Source organism: Streptomyces sp. NPDC014889 (assembly GCF_043081205.1).
Lineage (GTDB): Bacteria > Actinomycetota > Actinomycetes > Streptomycetales > Streptomycetaceae > Streptomyces.
In genome coordinates this window covers 15,794-32,754 of the sequence record NZ_JBIBWH010000029.1, presented here as the reverse complement: position 1 = coordinate 32,754, position 16,961 = coordinate 15,794, and the positions used below count along the sequence as shown (strand labels likewise).

Sequence of the window (16,961 nt, the reverse complement as noted above, 5' to 3'; positions counted from 1 at the left end):
GGCGCCTCGGTCAGCACGCCGACCGAGGCCGGGTACGGCGGTTCGCCGGAGGCCGCGGGGGAGTACTGGCGCAGCGCGGCGGCCGCGTCGTCCAGCGTCTCGGGGCGGAGCTGGTCGACCAGGCGGTACAGGTCATCGCGCGTCGTCATGCCCCCAGCGTACGCATCTCTTGATGCGCTGGGGTGGGGTCTGCAGGCCGGAGTCCTGGGCGGCATCCCTAGGCGGTTTACATGGCCAGCCGTCCGCCGACTACACCTCTCGCTGTTGTGCGCGTCGAAGAGGCCAGCGGGGAGGGGAGGGGGTGGCGGGCCGGGGTCCGGAGCGCCGTCTGCCTGGGCGGAGTTGGGTTGTCCGCCGTACTGCCGCCGTCACGCACGCGCGAGCGTGAGCAGACCGGACCGCCCGCCGTGGTTGCGGGGGAGCAGCAGCTGCCGCGATGTGGCCGGGCCCGTCGTGGGCGCTCCGCTCAGCGCGCCGCCGCCGTGGCGGTCCGGCGAACCCGTCGCCGTGGCGGCCGCGCCGGCGCTTCCTGTTTTCCGCCCCTCATCTGAGGGCCCGTTTATGGAACCGGCCCCGTCGCCCGTCCTCGTCGCGACCGCGCGCCGACCGGCCGCCGGGACGGATCAACCACCTATTGCATTGCATCTCGTTTCATTCATTCGCTATGGAATGTAACATGATGCAATGCAATGTGATACACTCAGAGTGTCGGAACGATGACGGGAGACCCGGATGAGCGAGCCCCAGACCGAGACCGTTGCGCGGCCCACCTGCCAGTACCCGGGGTGCGAGAACCCGCCGGAGGCGAAGGACCCGAGCACCCCGGGCCCGGCGCCGAAGTACTGCGAGCGCGAGGACCACACCGCGCTGACCGCGTTCCGGGCGAAGCGCCGGAAGACCGCCGAGGCGGCCGGCCGCCCGGAGCCGGACGACCTGGACCGCCCCGTGTCGATGGCCGCCGCCACCGCCGTGGACCTCCGGGGCGAGGTCATCGCGCAGATGGAGCGGCTGACCGGCGACCTGGGCCGCTACGTCGAGCAGCTGCAGACCATCACCGACCCCGAGGCCGCCGAGGCGCAGATGCTCGCGGTCACCAACGACGCGGCCGCCAAGGTCTCCGAGGCCCAGCGCGAGGCGTCGACCGAGCGGACCCGCCGCATCACCGCCGAGCAGGCCGCGAAGGCAGCCAAGGACGCGGAGGCGGCCGCCGCGGAGGCAGCCGAGCAGGCCGTGACCGAACTGGACGATGCCCGGACCCGGTTCGAGGCCGAGGTGGAGCGCATCCGGGCGGAGGCAGCCCGCGAGGTCGAGGAGGCCCGCGCCGCCGCCGAGCGCGCCGCCGAGGAGGCCCGGCAGCACCGCGAGCAGGTGGAGGCCGAGACCGCCGAGAAGATCCGGGAGGTGGAGGCGGCCGCCGCCGAGCGCGTCACCGCCGCCGAGACCGCCGCCGGCCGGGCCCAGAACGAGGCCGCCCGCCAGGCCGAGGAGATGAAGGCCACCGTCGAGCGGGAGCAGAAGGCGGCCGCCCAGGTGAAGGCCGACGCCGCCCGGGAGGTCGAGGACGCGCGGACCAGCGTCCGCGAAGCCGAGGACCGCGTGCGCACGGCGGAGGAGGCCGCCCGCCAGGCCACGCGGGACGCCGAGGTCCGGGTGGCCGCCGTCGAGAAGAGCGCCGCCCAGCTCCGGGACGAGCTGCACACCGAGCTGCAGCGGGCCCGGGGCGACGCCGAGCGCGCCGGCGCCCGGGTGACCGCGCTGGAGACCCGGGTGGACGAGCTGCGGGACAAGCTGGACGAGGCCCGGGACAAGGTCCGCGAGGCGGAGGACCGGGCCCGTACGGCGGAGGAGACTGCCCGGGGCAGGAAGTAGCAGGACTCCCCCGCCAGTCCCCAATTGGCGACTGGCCCCCGCACAGCAGAAATGGGCCCTCAGAGGGCCCATTTCTATGATTTGCGCAGGTCAGGAGGGTAACAGTCGCAGTGGACTGTTACCCGGTTCCGCGTGGCAGAGCCCGCCGCTGCCCCGGAGCCCGTGGCGGCCGCGCCACGGTCAAGAACACGAGGAGGCGTCAGCCGGACAGGCCCAGGTCGTCCAGGGTGGCGCCGTCCGCCCAGCGCTGCAGCTGACGGCGGTCGAGGAGGTGGACGCCGCCCTGGCGGGAGGCCCAGAGCACGTCCTGGTGGCTGAAGCTGCCGAGGTGGACCACGACTCGGGTCAGGCGGTCGACGCCGGGGCGGCCCGCCTCCCGCAGGGGAGCGGGCCCGCTCGCGCCCTCGTCCGCCGTGGCCACCGGGCGGAACGCGACGTCGAGTTCGCGGCCCCGGCGGTCCCGCGCGTACAGGCGCGGCCGCCCTTCCTGCTTGCTCAGGTCGATCACCCGCCAGCCGTCGCGCCGCAGCATCCGCGCGGCCGCCACCGCCAGGCCCTGGTCATCGAGCCGGGCCAGTTCCGCCGCGGTGTAGTGGCCGCCGCGCCGGCGGACGACCGTCCGGCGCAGGCGCAGGCCCGCGGTCGCGGCGGCCGCCACTAGGACGACGCCGAGCACCGGGCCGCCGACGCCGAGGGCGCGGTAGAGCCAGACAAGCAGCAGGACGGGGGCGAGCACGGCCAGGCCGAGGGCGACGAACCCAGGGAGGACGTCACGGAGTTCGGGCCCGTACCGGCCCTGGGCCCGCAGTTCGGAGACCGCTCGCTGACGCTGCGAGCGCCGGGACCCGGGCACCGGAGGCCGTCGCAGCCATAGGGGTATCTCCGGCCGTCGCCACCGCACCACCAGGGCCAACTCCCCATCACCCGCTCGTCCCGTCGTGCGGTAGAGATACCCGGTCCGTCCCGCGACCCGCCAGCCGGGGCGCGGTTCGGCCACGGAACCGGCCGAATGGGTTGCGCCGAGCCGGTTCCCAGGGTGATGTACTGCCAGCACACCATCCCGTATGTCGAGGAGGAAGTGGTGACCCCCGGATTCCTTCGGCGTCGACGCGACCGCCGGGCCACCGAGCGAGCCACCGCCCACCTGGACGCCCAGCTGCGGGAGTCGGCGGACATCGCGATCAGCGCCGCCCGGCGGAGGCTGACCCGCCGCATGCCCACCCTCCCGCTTCACCTGGAGCACCAGGACCGCGAGGCGGTCGACGTCCAGGACGTACTGGACGCGGCCCGCGAGCACTTCGGGCTGACCGACGTCGAGCCCGAGCGGGCCGCCGCCTGGCTGCGGGCCCGCTACGAGTTGCGCACCGGTTCCATGGACCTGATCACCGACGCGTACGAGTACGGCGCCTGACCGACCGACGCGAGCCCCCACGGCCGCCGCTGGAACACCGATTCCAGCGGCGGCCGCCGCCATTCCAACTCCGGCCAGACCCTCCCCTGAAATAGCGTGTGCACGCTACGATTTGACGCATGACGACTCAGGAGGGGACCCGGATCATCACCGCCCTGGAATCGACCTGGGGCGCGATCCAGAAGCATCACCCGGACGTTCCAGACGTCGTAATCGTGACTGGAACTGGGCGCGGCCGCCGCAAGAACAGCCTGACGTGGGGGCACCACACTGTGGACCGCTGGCTGGACGCGGCGGCCGCCGGCCGCAAGGCGGAGCTGTTCGTGTCCGGCGAGGCCATCGCCAAGGGTGGCGAGATGGTCGTGGAGACGATGCTGCACGAGGCAGCCCACGCGCTCGCGGCCGTCCGGGGCATCCGGGACACCTCCTGTGCGGGCCGCTGGCACAACCGCAAGTACGCGGCCCTGGCCCGGGAGCTGGGGCTGGAGCCGCCGAAGAAGGCCGCGAAGGTGATCGGGTTCAGCGAGGCCCTGATCACGGCCGCCACGGTCGGCCGGTACGCGGCCCAGATCCGGCGCCTGAATGCGGCGACGCTCGCGCGCATCGAGGCGCCCGAGGACGACGAGGGCCAGCAGCCGGAGCCCCAGAGCGAGGACAACCCGGGCCCGCGCGGCGGCCGCGGCCGGGCCGGGAAGCGGCTGGCCGTGGAATGCGGCTGCACCCCGCCCCGCCGGATGCAGGTCAGCCCAAAGTTCCTGGAAGACGGCTCGGTGCTGTGCGGGAAGTGCCGCGAGGAGTTCCAGCAGTCGGAGCCGGAGCTGGAACTGACCCTGGAACTGGGCGCGGGTGCCGAGCCGGCCGAGCCCGTCGCGGCCCGGGCCGCGCGGTGAGCGCGCACGCTCCGGCCGTTCCCTGGCAGGCCCTGGCCGCCGACCCAGCGACCGCCGAGCGCTACGACGCGAAGGTGTACCGCGGCCCCGGACTCACGGACTGCCACTGGTGGCTGGGCGCCATCAGCGACTCCGGGCACGGCAAGCTCCGGGCGGGTAGCCGCCCGGCGGGCACCTCCCGCGTGGTGTCGGCCCACGTGCTGGGGTTCGCCATCCATCAGGGCACGGCCGCCCTGCAGGCGGGCGCCATCATCCGGCACAAGTGCGACGAAGCCAGCTGCCAGAACCCGGCGCACTGGCTGATCGGGGACCGTCTCCAGAACATCCTGGACTTCCAGGCCCGCCGCGGGCTGACCGGTCACCCGCTCGCGGACGTGCGGGGCGCAGCCGGGCGGGCCGTCGCCGTCCGGGACGCCATCCTGGCGGCCGCCCCGGGAGAGGAGCCAGCCGCCATAGCGGCCGCACTCGCGGCTGGCCACCCCTCCGGGGACCGACAGGACACCCTCTGGTGACCGTGGACCAGGTCGATGCCGAGGTCACGGCCGAAGCCCGCCGCTTCGCGGCCCACGGGCAGCAGAACGCCCGAGCGGTGTCCAGACCGCCCGGGCGTCAGACCGACAGGGCCAGTGATGGGGGGCCGCGTGGGTCACACCGGCCCGAGGCGGTGGTACCCACCGCCTCGGGCCGGGCATCCGTGTCACCCGAGCGGGTTGGCTGCCGCCGTCCCTGTTTTGCAGGAGTTGCTAAGCAATCCCTCGTTGCACACGACGATGGCGACGGACTTGATGTTGAACCCGTCCGAGATCTTCAGGTCGGGGTGGTCGGTCCCTTTGCCGTTGCACCCGTTGTAGTCGTACCGCTTGTTGGGGGTATCGAACTCGCCCTTGCCTCCCATGCGTATGACATGGAAGTAGGCGAACACCGGGTTGGAGTTGCAGTTGGTGTCCTGAACGTGCAGTTTGATGCCGTTGGCGCTGCCCGGGCCCCACGTCCACGTGGCGCTGGCCATTCCATAGCTGCTGCTGACGCTCGCGCTGCCGGGGTAGGTGGCGGCGTTGGCGGTTCCCGGGATGCTGAGCGCCAGTCCGAGCGAAGCGCTCACGGCTAGCAGGGCGTTGCGAACTCGCATATCTCCCCCTTGTGCTTTGGATAGGGCCTGTAGGCCGCTAGATGACCGATGATGCTGTACAAGTACAGTCAAATCGTCAAGAGCATGGCAAAAAAGAAACGGTGGAATTTTTGCCAGCCGACGGCACTGGGACGCGCACCTTCCCTCGCCCCCCAGACCACAGTTTCGGCAGATTCGGTTGCCCGGGATCCGGTGTCTTTCCACCACGTATTCCGGGGCCGCGCTTGCTGCGGGACGGCGCAGCGGGCCCCGGTTGCCGGGTCAATCAAAGCGTGTGCACGCTAGAGTTGGAGGTGTCCGGCCAAGCCGGACTCGGCGGCGCACCGGCCGCCGAAAACCACGCTTGGTAACAGTCGAGGCCCGCCCCCACGTCCGGGGTCCGGGCCTCTGTCGTCTCCGGCACAGCGTAGCGGGCAGCCGCCCGCAGCCGTCAACACCCGGCCCGCCAGCGTCCCGAAGCATAGCCACCAACGAGCCCAGGGCCACCGGACAGGAAGTACCCCAGCAACGACCCAGATCACCAGCACCTAGAAGGCCATCGGACCTAAGACAGCCACCAAGCACCAAGGCCACCTAACAATCTGTCAACCCCAAGGTATAAGCATCTCTCTGACACACCCTTGCATTACCATCCGATGGCCCGTACCGTGATCACATGACCGCCACTGTGAGCCCGGGATCCGACCCCGGCTACCTGATCAATCAGGTGGGCAAGGGTGGCGAGCACTACTACCTGAAGGCGATCGAGCAGGCCGGGGAACCGGCCGGTATCTGGCTCGGAGACGGCGCCAATGATCTTGGTCTGACGGGTGAAGTCGATCATGAGCTGATGAGCGACATGTACTCGAAGTTCACCGACCCCCGCCTGCACGAGCAGGTTCGGGCGTCACTCTCCGCGATCACGGCTGAGCCCGGATCGGACGAGTACAAGGCTCAGGTAGCCGCCATCTACGACGAGGCCCGGGTGGGTCGGAAGCCGATGGACTACACGAAGTCCATCGAGGAGCGGGTGGCCAAAGCGCTGGACGAGCTGGGGCCCGACTCGACCCCCGAGCAGCAGCGCGCGGCGGAGTTGAAGGTGCGCCAGAACGCCCCCTCCGCACGGTCGTACTACGACGTCACGTTCTCGGTGCCCAAGTCGTACTCCTTGCTGCACGCGGGGTACCAGATCGAGGCCGCGCGGCTGCGCGACGCCGGCGACCTGGAAGGCGCGGCCGAGGCCGCCGCCAAGGCTGACGCCGTGTGGGAATGCGTGATGGAAGGCGTCCAGGCCGGGCTGGAATTCCTGCAGGAAGAGGCCGGGTACGCCCGGGACGGGCGGCACGGCGCCAAGGACGCGGACGGCACTCCCACCGGCCGCCAGGTCGACGCGCACCGCTGGACGATCGCGTCATTCCGGCAGCACACGAGCCGGGACAACGAGCCGCAGATGCACGTGCACAACGCGATCTGGAACCGGGTCCAGGCCACGTCCACCGACCCGGTGACCGGCGAGACCCGCACCAAGTGGCTGACCATCGACGGGCAGGAGATCTACCGGCACACCAAGGCGGCCGGGCACATCTTCGAGAAGACCACGGACGAGGCCCTGTACCGCAAGCTGGCGCTGCGCGCGGCGATGCGTCCGGACGGCATGGCCCGCGAGATCGTCGGCATCGGTGAGGAGAAGCGGGACAAGTTCAGCAGCCGCCGGAAGACCATCACCAAGAAGACTGCCGAGCTTGCCGCCGAGTGGGAGACCGCCAACGGCCGGCCGCCGTCCGCGCACGAGCTGGCCCGCATGGCGCAGTGGGCGAACCTGAACGCACGGAAGAACAAGTCCGAGGCCGTTCCGCGTGAGGAGCTGCTGGCCCGCTGGGAGGCCGACATGGTGGCCGACACCCGCGAGTCCCTGGCAGGCGTTCCAGCCGCCGCCGAGGCAGCCACGGCCGAGTTGGAACGCGACGCGGCCGAGCTGGAATCGGGCCTGGAATTCGACCCCGAGGACGTCGTGCGTCGGGCCGTCGAGAACGTCCAAGACCAGAAGTCGGCATGGCGCCGCGCGGACCTCGTGGTGGAGATTTCCAAGGAGCTGCCCGACTGCCTCGGAGGGTTGGAACGCCACCAGGTCAAGGCGATCGTGAACGAGCTGGCCGACGCCGCACTGCAGTCGGGCACGGACACCGACGTTGTGCGGCTGACCGCGCCCAACCTCGTCCCGCTTCCCGCCGAGCTGACCCGCGAGGACGGACAGTCCATCTACGCCCGCCACGGCGCCCGCCGGTACGCCACAGAGGCCCACCTGGAGCGCACCGGCCGCCTGATTGCCAAGGCCACAGAGCTGGGAGCCCCCGCCGTGGACCGCGAGGTGATCGAAGAGGCCGTGGCCGGCGCCCAGCTCAACGAGGGGCAGGAGAAGGCGTTCCGCGCCATCCTCGGCTCCGGCCGCCGCATGGAGGTCGTGGCCGCCCCGGCTGGAACTGGAAAGTCCCGTCTGGCGGGCGCGATCCACGACGTCTGGACGCAGGAAGTCGGACCCGTCATCGGTCTGACCGTCAGCCAGCGCGCCGCCCGCGTGCTGTCCGAGGAGGGCGTGGAGAACGCGGCGAACATCGCCAAGTTCCTGGACACCAACCGCCGGTTGGAAAAGGGTCTGCCCGTGCTGGAATCGGACCGCGACGCCCACCAGCTCCGCCCCGGCCAGCTGGTCATGGTGGACGAGGCGTCCATGGCCGAGGACGGGCAGCTGGACGAGATTCGTCGGTACGCGGACCGCGTGGGCGCCAAGGTGCTGTACACCGGCGACGGGAGCCAGCTCAGCGCCGTGGGCGCCGGCGGCGTCTTCGCCCAGCTCAGCGACGAACTGCCCAACGTGCACCGGCTCGACCAGGTGATGCGCTTCTCCAGCGAGTGGGAGAAGGACGCGTCCCTGCAGCTGCGCGACGGCAAGCGCGAGGCCCTGGCCGCTTACGAGGACCGCGGCCGCCTCCGTGGCGGCACCCGCGAGGAGATGGTGGCCGCCGCCTACCAGTCGTGGCTGGCCGACCACGTGGGAGGCAAGAACTCCCTGCTCATCGCCCCGACCAACGAGCAGGCCGACGAGCTGGCGGCCCGCGCCCGCGCCGACCTCGTACGGCTCGGACTGGTCGCAGAAGAGGGCATCGAGCTGGAGAAGCGCGGCCTCACCGTCGGCGTGGGCGACATGATCCAGCTGCGGGAGAACAACCGACGCCTGACCACCGCGAGCGGCGACCGCTTCGCCACGAACCGGGACGTCGTGAAGGTGCTGGGCATCTCCGACAGCGGCGCCGTGACCGTCGCCTACGACGACGGAGACACCCTCCAGCTGCCGCCCTCGTACGTCGAGAACCACGTGGACCTGGCGTACGCGGGCACCGTGCACGCCGCCCAGGGCCGCACCGTCGACACCTCCCACACCCTCGTGGAAGGCGCTGGAACGCGGGAGTCGATCTACGTCGCCATGACGCGCGGCCGCGATTCCAACACGGCGTACGTCGCCATCGACGCGGCCGGCGTGCCCGTCGAGCAGCGCCCCGACAAGCTGGCCGTGCTGACCCAGACTCTCGACAATTCCAGCGCCGAGAAGTCCGCGCTGCAGGTGCAGCGTGAGGAGCTGGAATGGTCCCGCTCCCTGGCCAAGCACACGTACGAGATGGAGGACCTGGCGACCGAGGACGCCGCAGTCCGCTTCGGCCGTCTGCTGCACGAGGAGCTGGGACCAGACCGGTACCGCGAGCTGCGCGACAGCGAGGCATACGGCTCCCTTGTCCGTCTCGGCCGCAGCGCCGAGGCCGAAGGCTACGACGCCACCGAGATGCTGCGTGACGTCGTGCAGCAGGGCCGCCTGGAAGACGCCAAGGACTTGGGCAAGGTGCTGCACTGGCGCCTGGAACAGAGCGTCGACGCCGCCGAGCGCCGCCAGGTCCAGGCCGACGAGCAGCGGGTGGGCGAGGCCGTCGAGGCCCAGGAAGCCACGGTCAACGACCTGATGGGCCAGCTGGCCGTGGCGCCCGTCGCCCACGTCGACCACGAGGTGAGCGACGAGGCCCAGGCCGAGGCCGTCCGGCAGGCCGAGGTCATGCAGCAGGCCCCCGTGCTGGCCTGGAACGGCAGCCAGGAGGACGCCCTGGCCGCGCAGCAGGCACTCATCCAGGCGCAGGTCATCGAACCGCTGGAGGTCCAGCGGGCAGCGGAGGCAGCAGCGGCCGAGCAGGCACGGCAGCAGGCAGCACTGGACCAGGCTATGGCCATGCAGCTGGGCGCCGAGGTGCTGCACGGCGGGCAGGAGACCCAGGAGCGCCACAGCATCGCGGAGGAGCAGCGCCAGGCCGCCGAGGCGCGCGCCGACTGGCGGAACCGGACCGCTGGAATCGAAGGCCCGAAGGGCGAGTACGCCCGCGCCGTCGCGGAAATCGCGGAGGCCAAGCGGCTGGAACTGGGACGGGAACTGGCGGAGGCCGAGGAGCTGCCGCAGTGGGCCCGGGACACGTTCGGCCCCGTGCCGGAGGACCCGACCTGGCGGGAACGCTGGATCGAGCGCGCCGGGTCGGTGCTGGCCTACCGCGAGGCGCACGAGTACGACAGCGAGCGCGACCCGATCGGCCAGCGGCCGGGCCGCGGTGCGGTCGACGTCCGTCAGGACTGGGACCGTGCGTACCGCGCCCTGGGCGAGCCCGAGGACCGGATGGAGCTGGTCGGAGCGTCGGACGCGACCCTGCGCCGCATGGTCGAGCGCTACGACCGCGAGACCGAGTGGGCGCCGCCGCACGTTGCCGGCCAGCTGCGCGAGGCGAGCGAGTCCCTGGCCGATGCCGAGCGCGAGTCGCTGCAGAAGTACATCGCCGCGATGGAGGCCGAGACCGACGAGCAGCGCCAGGAGCTGGAGCAGACCGCCGAGTCCTACGAGGCCCTGACCGCCACCCTGGCCGAGGACGTCGAGAAGCTGGAACAGGTCCACACCGTCCGCGCCGCGTGGCACAAGCACACCGAGCCGACGCGCGAGCAGGCGCAGGCCGCCAAGCGTCAGCTGGAACTGCGGGCACCGGAGCCGGAGGCCCTGGAACTTCCGGAGGACGTGCAGCAGGCCGAGGTGGAACCGGAGCTGGAACAGCAGCAGGCCAAGCCCGAGCATCTGCAGCAGGCGCGCGAGCGGGCCCACGAGTCCGGCCGGACCCTCACGGGCGAGGAGCTGCAGCAGGCCGTCCACATCGCCACGGTGGCGACGGAAGTCCTGGCCGACCGCGAACAGACGCGGCAGATGGAGGAGGCCGAGCGGGCACGGCGTGACGAGCCCCAGGTGGTCCAGGCGCCGGAGCCCGTGGCCGTCGAGCGCGCCGGCCGCGAGGTCGAGATGTAGCCCGACTGCACCCGGAAGGGGCGGACTGCCACCAGGCGGTCCGCCCCTTCGCCGTTACTCGAGTACCGGTTACTGCGCGGGGCTCCGCCCCACACCCCGGCCACCCTGCGGAGGGTGTGGGGGGCAGGGATCTTGGGTGCGGGTGGTGGGGTGGTGGAGATGGTGGTGGGTCGCGGTGCGGCCCCCTCGTCGGACGGCACCCGGAGGGCACCACACCGCCCGCCGGCCATCCAGGACGCCTACGGCGCCGCGCAAGCGCGGTCGGGCAAGCCCGATCCTGGACGTCCGACGAACGGCGCGGTAGGGCTTCGCCTGCCGCCCAACGAGGGAACCACCCCGCTCAGCCCGGACCCGTGCCGCAGGCCGCACGGGCGGAAACCCTGGAACCGTGTCAGTCCCCGCGGCTACCGTCGTTCCATGGCCAGCAGCAGCGATCCGTGGAGCGAGCGCCGGCAGGCGCCGCACGGGCCCGCCGAGCCGCCCCAGCGGTCGGTGAGCGAGATCCTTGGAACCCCCGAGCGGCCCACGATCCTGCCCGGGGCCACGCCCCAGTGGCCGGGCCACGAGTACGGGAACACCGTGCCGCCCAAGCCAGCACCGATTCCAGGGGTTCCAGGAGCCGTCCGGCGCCAGCGCGCCGAGCTGGAAGCGCTCCGGGACGACGCCGCCAGGCAGTACCACGCCGGCGAGGCCGCGCGAGTCCAGGTGTACGCCAACCACCGCAAGGAAGCGGCCGTGGCCCAGGGCGTGTGGGCCGCCACCGCATGGCTGCTGGGGGAGCTGCAGGCGAGCCCGATCAGCCGCGAGGCGTACACGTACCCGTACACCGCCCGCGAAGTCGGGCGGGAAGAGACCCGGGCCCGAGACTGCATCGAGCGCAACGCCTGGCACGAGGTGGACGAGGACTACGCGGCCGGAGTCCTGCACGCCCTGGAGTGGGCGACCAGCACCGAGAAGCAGCGGCCCGTGGCGGCGGCCGCCTGACCCCTGGCGACGCGAAGAGGCCCGGACCATCGGTCCGGGCCTCTTCCGTTGTGGGGGCGGATCAGCTGGGCACTTCGCCCGTCCGCAGCATGTGCAGGTACTGCTCCAGCTGTTCCTTGTCCTCCCGGAGCGCCTTGTTCTCGAACAGGTCGTGCTTGTGGCCGTTGCCCCCGTCGTAACTGTTCTTGCAGTCTTCCAGGATGAACTTGCCCTGGCGTACGGCGTCGGGGAGCCAGCGGCCCAGCCACTCAGCCACCCGCAGTGGCGACGCCTCCGAGTCGAGGTAGGCCCAGTGGTGGCTCATCATCAGGCTGGTGAGGCTTTCCACCATGTCCTCGTGCTGCCACCAGCACGAGGAGCTCCGATCCGAGTACCCCAGCATCTCCTTGTAGGAGCGGGGCCAGCGGACCCGGAACGTACCTTCCACCCACTTCAGGAGGATGTCCCAGGCGTTCGCCTGCTGCTGCGGGTTGAAGGTGTTCCAGTTCCAGACCACCGGAGCGTTGCTTTCCGGCTTGTCCGCCAGCTTCTTGACGACCAGGGACAGTTCCTGGAGCCGGTCTGCGAGCTTCTGTTCCTCCAGGGTGTTGAGGCGGCCGTTCACCTCGTCCAGCTGCCGCCCCAGTTCGCGGGTGCGCTCCCAGACGGCTTTCGTCTCCTTGGACTGGTCGGTCATCCGGTCTTCCCCCACATGGTCTGGTCAGCGGCCGCCGCGGGCTGCCGCTGCGGGCCGTGCGGGGCCGCCGCGGGCATCTGCGGCGGGAGGACGGGCCCGGCGACCTGTACGCCGTTCTTCTTCAGCTTGGCCTCCAGCTTGGCCTGTGCTTTCTCCTGCTTCGCCAGTTCCTTGACGTCCTTCCGGTTCCACACCGGGGTGAAGGCGTAGCGGATCGGCGGAAGGTGCCGGTAGAAGACGAGGCCGGTCCCTTCCTTCATCTGCCGGATCGCGTCCTGAGGCATGATCCGGACCCGTCGCACCGAGACGTTGCGCGACTGCTTGTCGTCGTCGTTGGACGAGGAGGAGGCCACTTCCTCGTCCTTCTCCCCGCACAGCACGGAGAGTTCTTCCAGATCCTGCGGGATGGACAGGCCGCCCAGGGCGATGCGGACGGAGTTGTTCATGATGGTCTGCGCGCCGTTGTGGCCCCAGCGCTCGCGCAGCTGGGACGGGGACTGGACGCTGACCAGGAGCTGGATGTTCCGGCCACCCGCGTCCGCCGACCACTTGTGCAGCGGGAGCGGACAGATCACGGCCGCCTCGTCCAGGACGAAGCGCACGTACGGGTCCATGCGGCCGCCGGAGCTGTTGTCCGCTTCCAGGTAAGCCGCCTCGTAGATCTCACCCACCAGGGCGGTGAACAGCGGGGCGACGCTGCCGTACTGCTGGTCACGGCCCATCAGGTACAGGGTGCCGCGCGAGCGGAGGAAGTCCGCCACGTCGAACTTCTGCTGACCGGGCCGGGGGGACACGATGTCCACTACCTGGGGCAGCGACATGAACTCGAACGACCGGATCAGCGTCAGGTACACGCTGTTCCGCGTGTTCTCCGGGGCGTTCCGCATCTGCGACAGGCCGCGGGCCCAGCCGGCGGGGACCAGCTGCGGGTGGCCTTCCAGGATGTCCAGGGCCTCCCGGTTGGTCGAGTCGGTCACCCAGGCCCGGACGCGCGTCAGGTCGTAGCCCTTGATGCCCGCCGCCATCAGGTAGAAGGACAGCACCATGAAGGAGTGCCCCTCCCAGAAGGAGGCGTTCTCCATGGCCTCCCCGCTGGCCGAGGCCGCCAGCAGGTACCCGGCGCGACGCAGGGCCACCACCGGGTCCTGGCAGCCCTCCACGAGGTTCCAGCGCAGGGTGTTCTCCACCCCGCTCACGCCCGCGTTGAACACCCACACGGGCCGGTTGTGCTCACGCCTCAGCTTGTGGGTGTGCTCGTACAGGTCACCGCGGGTCGAGGTGACGACGCAGGCGCCGGCCGCGTCGATGATGGCGTTGCCGTACTGGGCGCTCTTGCCGGTACGCGGCGGGGCGTACATCAGCACGATGTCCTCGCAGGCGACGAACAGGCCCTTCTTGTGGAGCAGGTCCGTGCCGAGGTGCAGCCCGACCTCGTGAGGGCTGATGGAACGCGGCTTGGCGCCTGCCAGGGACGGGCGGAGGGTGCCGGCGCGGGCTCGCAGCGAGCCCTCAGACAGCCACCGCTTCAGTTCCTTGGGGTTGGCAAAGCCGACACGGTCCGCGGGCTTCCCGTTCGTGGTCGGGCCGCTCTTGCCCAGGTCGAACTTGTGCTTCAGGTGGAGGTAGCCGAGGCCCGCGCCGCCAAGGCCCGTGGCGATGAAGCCGAGCCAGCCGCCGAGGGGCCAGTTCGAGCCCGCCGTGTTGAGGAGGTCGAGGACGCCGCCCACGGACGGCTCCGGGACGCCGCCCTTCTCGGCGCCAGCCGCCACCACCGCCACGGCGGGCAGACCGGCGGCCGCGTACGAGGTGCCGATGCCCCGGCGGGGCTTGCCGACGATGAGGTCGGAGGGCTTGTGGGCGTCGCGGATGCGGTACATCCAATGCGGTTCCATGCCCGGAAAATCTGTGGTCGGGAGTGTGGGATTCTCTTCCTTGCGTGACACGAGCAGTCTCCTCTGTCGCGAAGTCCCCGGGTCAGGCGGTACCAGCGCCTCCCGGGGGCGCCTATTTATCCGGTGACCTCACGATCACCGTACGAGCCGGGGCCGACATTCAGCCCCGGGATTCCTCAGCTGTGCTTCTTGATGATGTCGCCCAGGTACTTCCGGGCGCTGTTCTCTTTGAAGCCCGCGTCCACATGCCACTGGCGAGCCAGAGCGCTGGCCGACTGGTGGGGGAAGCGCTGTTCCGGAGGAAGCTGCAGGTAGCGGTACTCCAGCAGTTCCTTGCCCGTCAGGTCCGGCTCAGGGGTCGCGCCCTCGTCCAGCTCGTCCGTCGTCTTGTCCAGGCCCTCGTCCACGGCCTCGTCGATGACTTCCGGCACCGGCACCGGCTCAGGCGCCAGAAGGGGCTCCGCGCTGTCGCCAATTGGCGACTGGACCGCCTCGTCCGGAACCGGCTCGGAGTCCTTCTGGAGCCAGTCGGCATGGTCGATCCGGGCCTGCACCATCTGCGGCCGCCCATCGCTACGAGCTGCCAGAGGACCGCCGGCGGCCGCCATCCGACCGTTGCCGTGGAACTGGTCGTACGGGTCGTACCCGCCGCTGTACTCGACGTCCGGGCCGGTTTCGTACGCCTCGTACGGGTCGGCGTCTGCCTGCGCTGGGATCGGCAGCGCGTCCGGCTCCGGGTGACCGGCCGCCATCTCCGGGGCGTCCACCTCGTCCTGGCCCTGGTGCTGGTCGACGTCGACCTGCACAGGCTCCAGCTCCCGCACGGCGGCCGAGGGCAGTTCCTCGCGCACGTTGTTGTCGAAGCGTTCCAGCTCCGCAGGCACCGGGATACCGGCAGCTTCCAGGCCCGCCGTCGCGGTCTCCCGGAGCGGGACTCCGTACCGGGCCAGCCGCAGCGGCATCATCGCTTCCACCGGAGCCTTCCGGCGCCAGGCGCGGCCGAAGCGCTGCCGCAGGCGTGCCTGATACACCAGGCGTTCCTGCTCCATCTTCACGACCTGTTCGTACGACCGGAGTTCCCAGAGCTTCATCCGGCGCCACAGGAGGAACGTGGGCAGAGGCGAGAGCATCCAGCGGGTGAGGCGGACGCCTTCCATGTGCTTGTCGGCCGTGATGTCTGCGATCCGGCCCACTGCGTGCCGGGCAGCCTCCACAGCGACGACGAACAGAACCGGGATCACCGCGTGCATGCCCGTGCCCAGCGGGTCCGGCCAGGCCGAGGCAGCGTTGAAGGCGACCGTGGCGGCCGTCAGGAGCCACGCCGTCTGGCGGAGCAGCGGGAACGGGATCCGAATCCACGTCAGGAGCAGGTCGAGGCCGAGGAGTACGACGATCCCGGCGTCAATACCGATGGGGAAGACCAGGGCGAAGTTCCCGAACCCCTTCTTTACCGCGAGGTCGTGCACCGCGGAGTACGAGCCGGCGAAGCCGATGGACGCGATGACCACCGCACCGAGGGTGACGACACCGATCAGCACACGGTGGACCCGGGTCAGCTCCGGAATGCCCTTCTTTTCTTCAGGGGCAGTGGCAGATCCGGGTGGATCTACGGCCGTACCCTGGTGGTGACGCATGTAGGTCTCCAAACTCAGCGTCTTGGGCCCTGGTGGTGTGTCCTCACCACCGGGGTTCTTTCTCGTCAGGTCTCGTTGGTGGGCTTGCCGTAGCCCTTGCGGGTCAGCCACTCGTCGTACGCGGCCGCCACCTGTTCCTTCAAGCTCATTCCGGTGTCGAGCTTGCAAAGCGTGCCCCGGCGGTGCAGCTGCAGATCCTCCGGGACTTCCACGTTCAGCGGTCGCATCCGAACGCTCTCCTCCTTCTTTGGCCGGCCCCTGCGCTTCGGCTTGGGCTCATCGGTCATGTGGTCGCCACCTCTCCGAGTTCGTGCAGGTGGAGGGATGATCCCACTGTGCGGCTATGGATCTATGAAAGCAGGTCCCTAGGTTCCTAGCAACTATTTTTCCTAGGTTCCTTGCAGCCTAGGAAAAAAGGCCGTACGGTGGAACCAGAACGAACGAGAGGGCCGGGGGTTCCCGCCCCCGACCCTCTCCGCCCGGAACGGCGCTCCAACGCCTTCCGAGCTGGGACACCCCTATTCGCAGAGAGAGGGATCTCCGTGAGCAAGTCTTTCATCTCCATCTCCACCCCCGCCGCCAGTACCCCCCTGGCGACCGTCAGCCTCTCCACCGTCAACGGTGGCCGACTGGTCGCCGTGGGCAAGTGGGGTCCGGCGTTCGAGCAGCCGCCCAAGCCCAAGTGCGGGGACTGCCACGACTTCCAGCAGGTCATGGTCCGCCGCGGTGGCCGTCTGATCGCCGTCACCTGCCAGTGCATCAGCACGGGCACGGGCGACGACCTCCCGGCTCGCATCCCCACCGGCTCCCCGAAGCCCAACGCGGTCCCGGCGGTGGCGGCATGACCGAGCAGGAGCAGGCACAGGCGGCCGCTGAAGCCGCCGCAGCAGCCCAGCGCGCCGAGGCCATGCGTCAGCAGGCGGAGGCCGACCTGCGCCGCCACGGCCAGGCCGTGAGCGGGATTCGACCCGCCGGATGAGCGGCACGAACCCGCCCCTGCCTATCCGTCCGCAGCCGCACGAACGCGACGGACGCCAGCCGCAGCAGCAGCCCGCGCGGCCGCACCCCGCCCGATAGGGCCCCGGCGGGCCTGTCGCCAATTGGCGACAGGCCCGCCTCC

Annotated in this window: 14 protein-coding genes; 8 read left to right on the top strand and 6 right to left on the bottom strand. The window is 70.6% G+C overall.

Annotated elements, in window-relative coordinates; genetic code table 11:
- The first annotated feature begins 732 nt into the window (after positions 1–732).
- Positions 733–1,869: a hypothetical protein gene (locus ACF09J_RS35235; protein WP_392309541.1), complete on the top strand. Its 1,137-nt coding sequence runs from the start codon at positions 733–735 to the stop codon at positions 1,867–1,869.
- Between the two features lie 199 nt (positions 1,870–2,068).
- On the opposite strand, the gene ACF09J_RS35230 is transcribed toward ACF09J_RS35235, so the two are convergent.
- Positions 2,069–2,722, bottom strand: coding sequence for a hypothetical protein (locus ACF09J_RS35230; protein WP_392309540.1), 654 nt, complete (start codon positions 2,720–2,722; stop codon positions 2,069–2,071).
- Between the two features lie 228 nt (positions 2,723–2,950).
- Here ACF09J_RS35230 and ACF09J_RS35225 point away from each other — a divergent pair, with 228 nt between their 5' ends.
- The 3 genes from ACF09J_RS35225 to ACF09J_RS35215 all read left to right on the top strand — a co-directional run bounded on the left by ACF09J_RS35225 (position 2,951) and on the right by ACF09J_RS35215 (position 4,682).
- Positions 2,951–3,280, top strand: coding sequence for a hypothetical protein (locus ACF09J_RS35225; RefSeq protein ID WP_392309539.1), 330 nt, complete (start codon positions 2,951–2,953; stop codon positions 3,278–3,280).
- A 119-nt stretch (positions 3,281–3,399) separates the two neighbouring features.
- A complete protein-coding gene (locus ACF09J_RS35220) occupies positions 3,400–4,170 on the top strand; it encodes a hypothetical protein (RefSeq protein WP_392309538.1) in 771 nt (256 codons plus the stop codon).
- Positions 4,167–4,682, top strand: a complete 516-nt coding sequence (locus tag ACF09J_RS35215) for a hypothetical protein (protein ID WP_392309537.1) — start codon at positions 4,167–4,169, stop codon at positions 4,680–4,682. Before ACF09J_RS35220 ends, ACF09J_RS35215 begins: the two co-directional genes overlap by 4 nt.
- Positions 4,683–4,867: 185 nt before the next feature.
- Here the strand turns inward: ACF09J_RS35215 and ACF09J_RS35210 are convergent, their stop codons facing one another.
- Positions 4,868–5,272: a hypothetical protein gene (locus tag ACF09J_RS35210; RefSeq protein WP_392309536.1), complete on the bottom strand. Its 405-nt coding sequence runs from the start codon at positions 5,270–5,272 to the stop codon at positions 4,868–4,870.
- A 682-nt stretch (positions 5,273–5,954) separates the two neighbouring features.
- On the opposite strand from ACF09J_RS35210, the gene mobF reads away from it, so the two are divergent.
- Both mobF and ACF09J_RS35200 read left to right on the top strand, forming a co-directional pair.
- Positions 5,955–10,655 (top strand): MobF family relaxase, encoded by a 4,701-nt coding sequence (mobF, locus tag ACF09J_RS35205; protein WP_392309535.1) that lies wholly within the window; start codon positions 5,955–5,957, stop codon positions 10,653–10,655.
- 417 nt (positions 10,656–11,072) lie between these two features.
- The gene (locus ACF09J_RS35200; RefSeq protein ID WP_392309534.1) at positions 11,073–11,639 is read left to right on the top strand and encodes a hypothetical protein; all 567 of its coding nucleotides are present in this window, start codon (positions 11,073–11,075) and stop codon (positions 11,637–11,639) included.
- 61 nt (positions 11,640–11,700) lie between these two features.
- On the opposite strand, the gene ACF09J_RS35195 is transcribed toward ACF09J_RS35200, so the two are convergent.
- The 4 genes from ACF09J_RS35195 to ACF09J_RS35180 form a co-directional block, all read right to left on the bottom strand.
- A complete protein-coding gene (locus tag ACF09J_RS35195; protein ID WP_392309533.1) occupies positions 11,701–12,315 on the bottom strand; it encodes a hypothetical protein in 615 nt (204 codons plus the stop codon).
- The gene (locus ACF09J_RS35190) at positions 12,312–14,207 is read right to left on the bottom strand and encodes a type IV secretory system conjugative DNA transfer family protein (RefSeq protein WP_392309532.1); all 1,896 of its coding nucleotides are present in this window, start codon (positions 14,205–14,207) and stop codon (positions 12,312–12,314) included. Before ACF09J_RS35190 ends, ACF09J_RS35195 begins: the two co-directional genes overlap by 4 nt.
- A 176-nt stretch (positions 14,208–14,383) precedes the next feature.
- Positions 14,384–15,745, bottom strand: coding sequence for a DUF2637 domain-containing protein (locus ACF09J_RS35185; RefSeq protein ID WP_392309531.1), 1,362 nt, complete (start codon positions 15,743–15,745; stop codon positions 14,384–14,386).
- Positions 15,746–15,906: 161 nt separating this feature from the next.
- Positions 15,907–16,128: a hypothetical protein gene (locus ACF09J_RS35180; protein ID WP_392309530.1), complete on the bottom strand. Its 222-nt coding sequence runs from the start codon at positions 16,126–16,128 to the stop codon at positions 15,907–15,909.
- 255 nt (positions 16,129–16,383) lie between these two features.
- On the opposite strand from ACF09J_RS35180, the gene ACF09J_RS35175 reads away from it, so the two are divergent.
- Entirely contained in the window at positions 16,384–16,686 is a 303-nt protein-coding gene (locus ACF09J_RS35175) for a hypothetical protein (RefSeq protein ID WP_392309529.1), read from the top strand.
- Complete coding sequence (locus tag ACF09J_RS35170) at positions 16,683–16,820, top strand: hypothetical protein (protein WP_392309528.1); 138 nt, start codon at positions 16,683–16,685, stop codon at positions 16,818–16,820. Before ACF09J_RS35175 ends, ACF09J_RS35170 begins: the two co-directional genes overlap by 4 nt.
- Positions 16,821–16,961: the final 141 nt, after the last annotated feature.

Excerpts from the sequence above, each read along its gene's own strand:
- ACF09J_RS35195 (WP_392309533.1), bottom strand. The coding sequence starts at position 12,315 with ATGACCGACCAGTCCAAGGAGACGAAAGCCGTCTGGGAGCGCACCCGC.
- ACF09J_RS35220 (WP_392309538.1), top strand. The coding sequence starts at position 3,400 with ATGACGACTCAGGAGGGGACCCGGATCATCACCGCCCTGGAATCGACC.
- ACF09J_RS35200 (WP_392309534.1), top strand. The coding sequence starts at position 11,073 with ATGGCCAGCAGCAGCGATCCGTGGAGCGAGCGCCGGCAGGCGCCGCAC.
- ACF09J_RS35170 (WP_392309528.1), top strand. The coding sequence starts at position 16,683 with ATGACCGAGCAGGAGCAGGCACAGGCGGCCGCTGAAGCCGCCGCAGCA.
- mobF (WP_392309535.1), top strand. The coding sequence starts at position 5,955 with ATGACCGCCACTGTGAGCCCGGGATCCGACCCCGGCTACCTGATCAAT.
- ACF09J_RS35180 (WP_392309530.1), bottom strand. The coding sequence starts at position 16,128 with ATGACCGATGAGCCCAAGCCGAAGCGCAGGGGCCGGCCAAAGAAGGAG.
- ACF09J_RS35235 (WP_392309541.1), top strand. The coding sequence starts at position 733 with ATGAGCGAGCCCCAGACCGAGACCGTTGCGCGGCCCACCTGCCAGTAC.
- ACF09J_RS35190 (WP_392309532.1), bottom strand. The coding sequence starts at position 14,207 with ATGGAACCGCATTGGATGTACCGCATCCGCGACGCCCACAAGCCCTCC.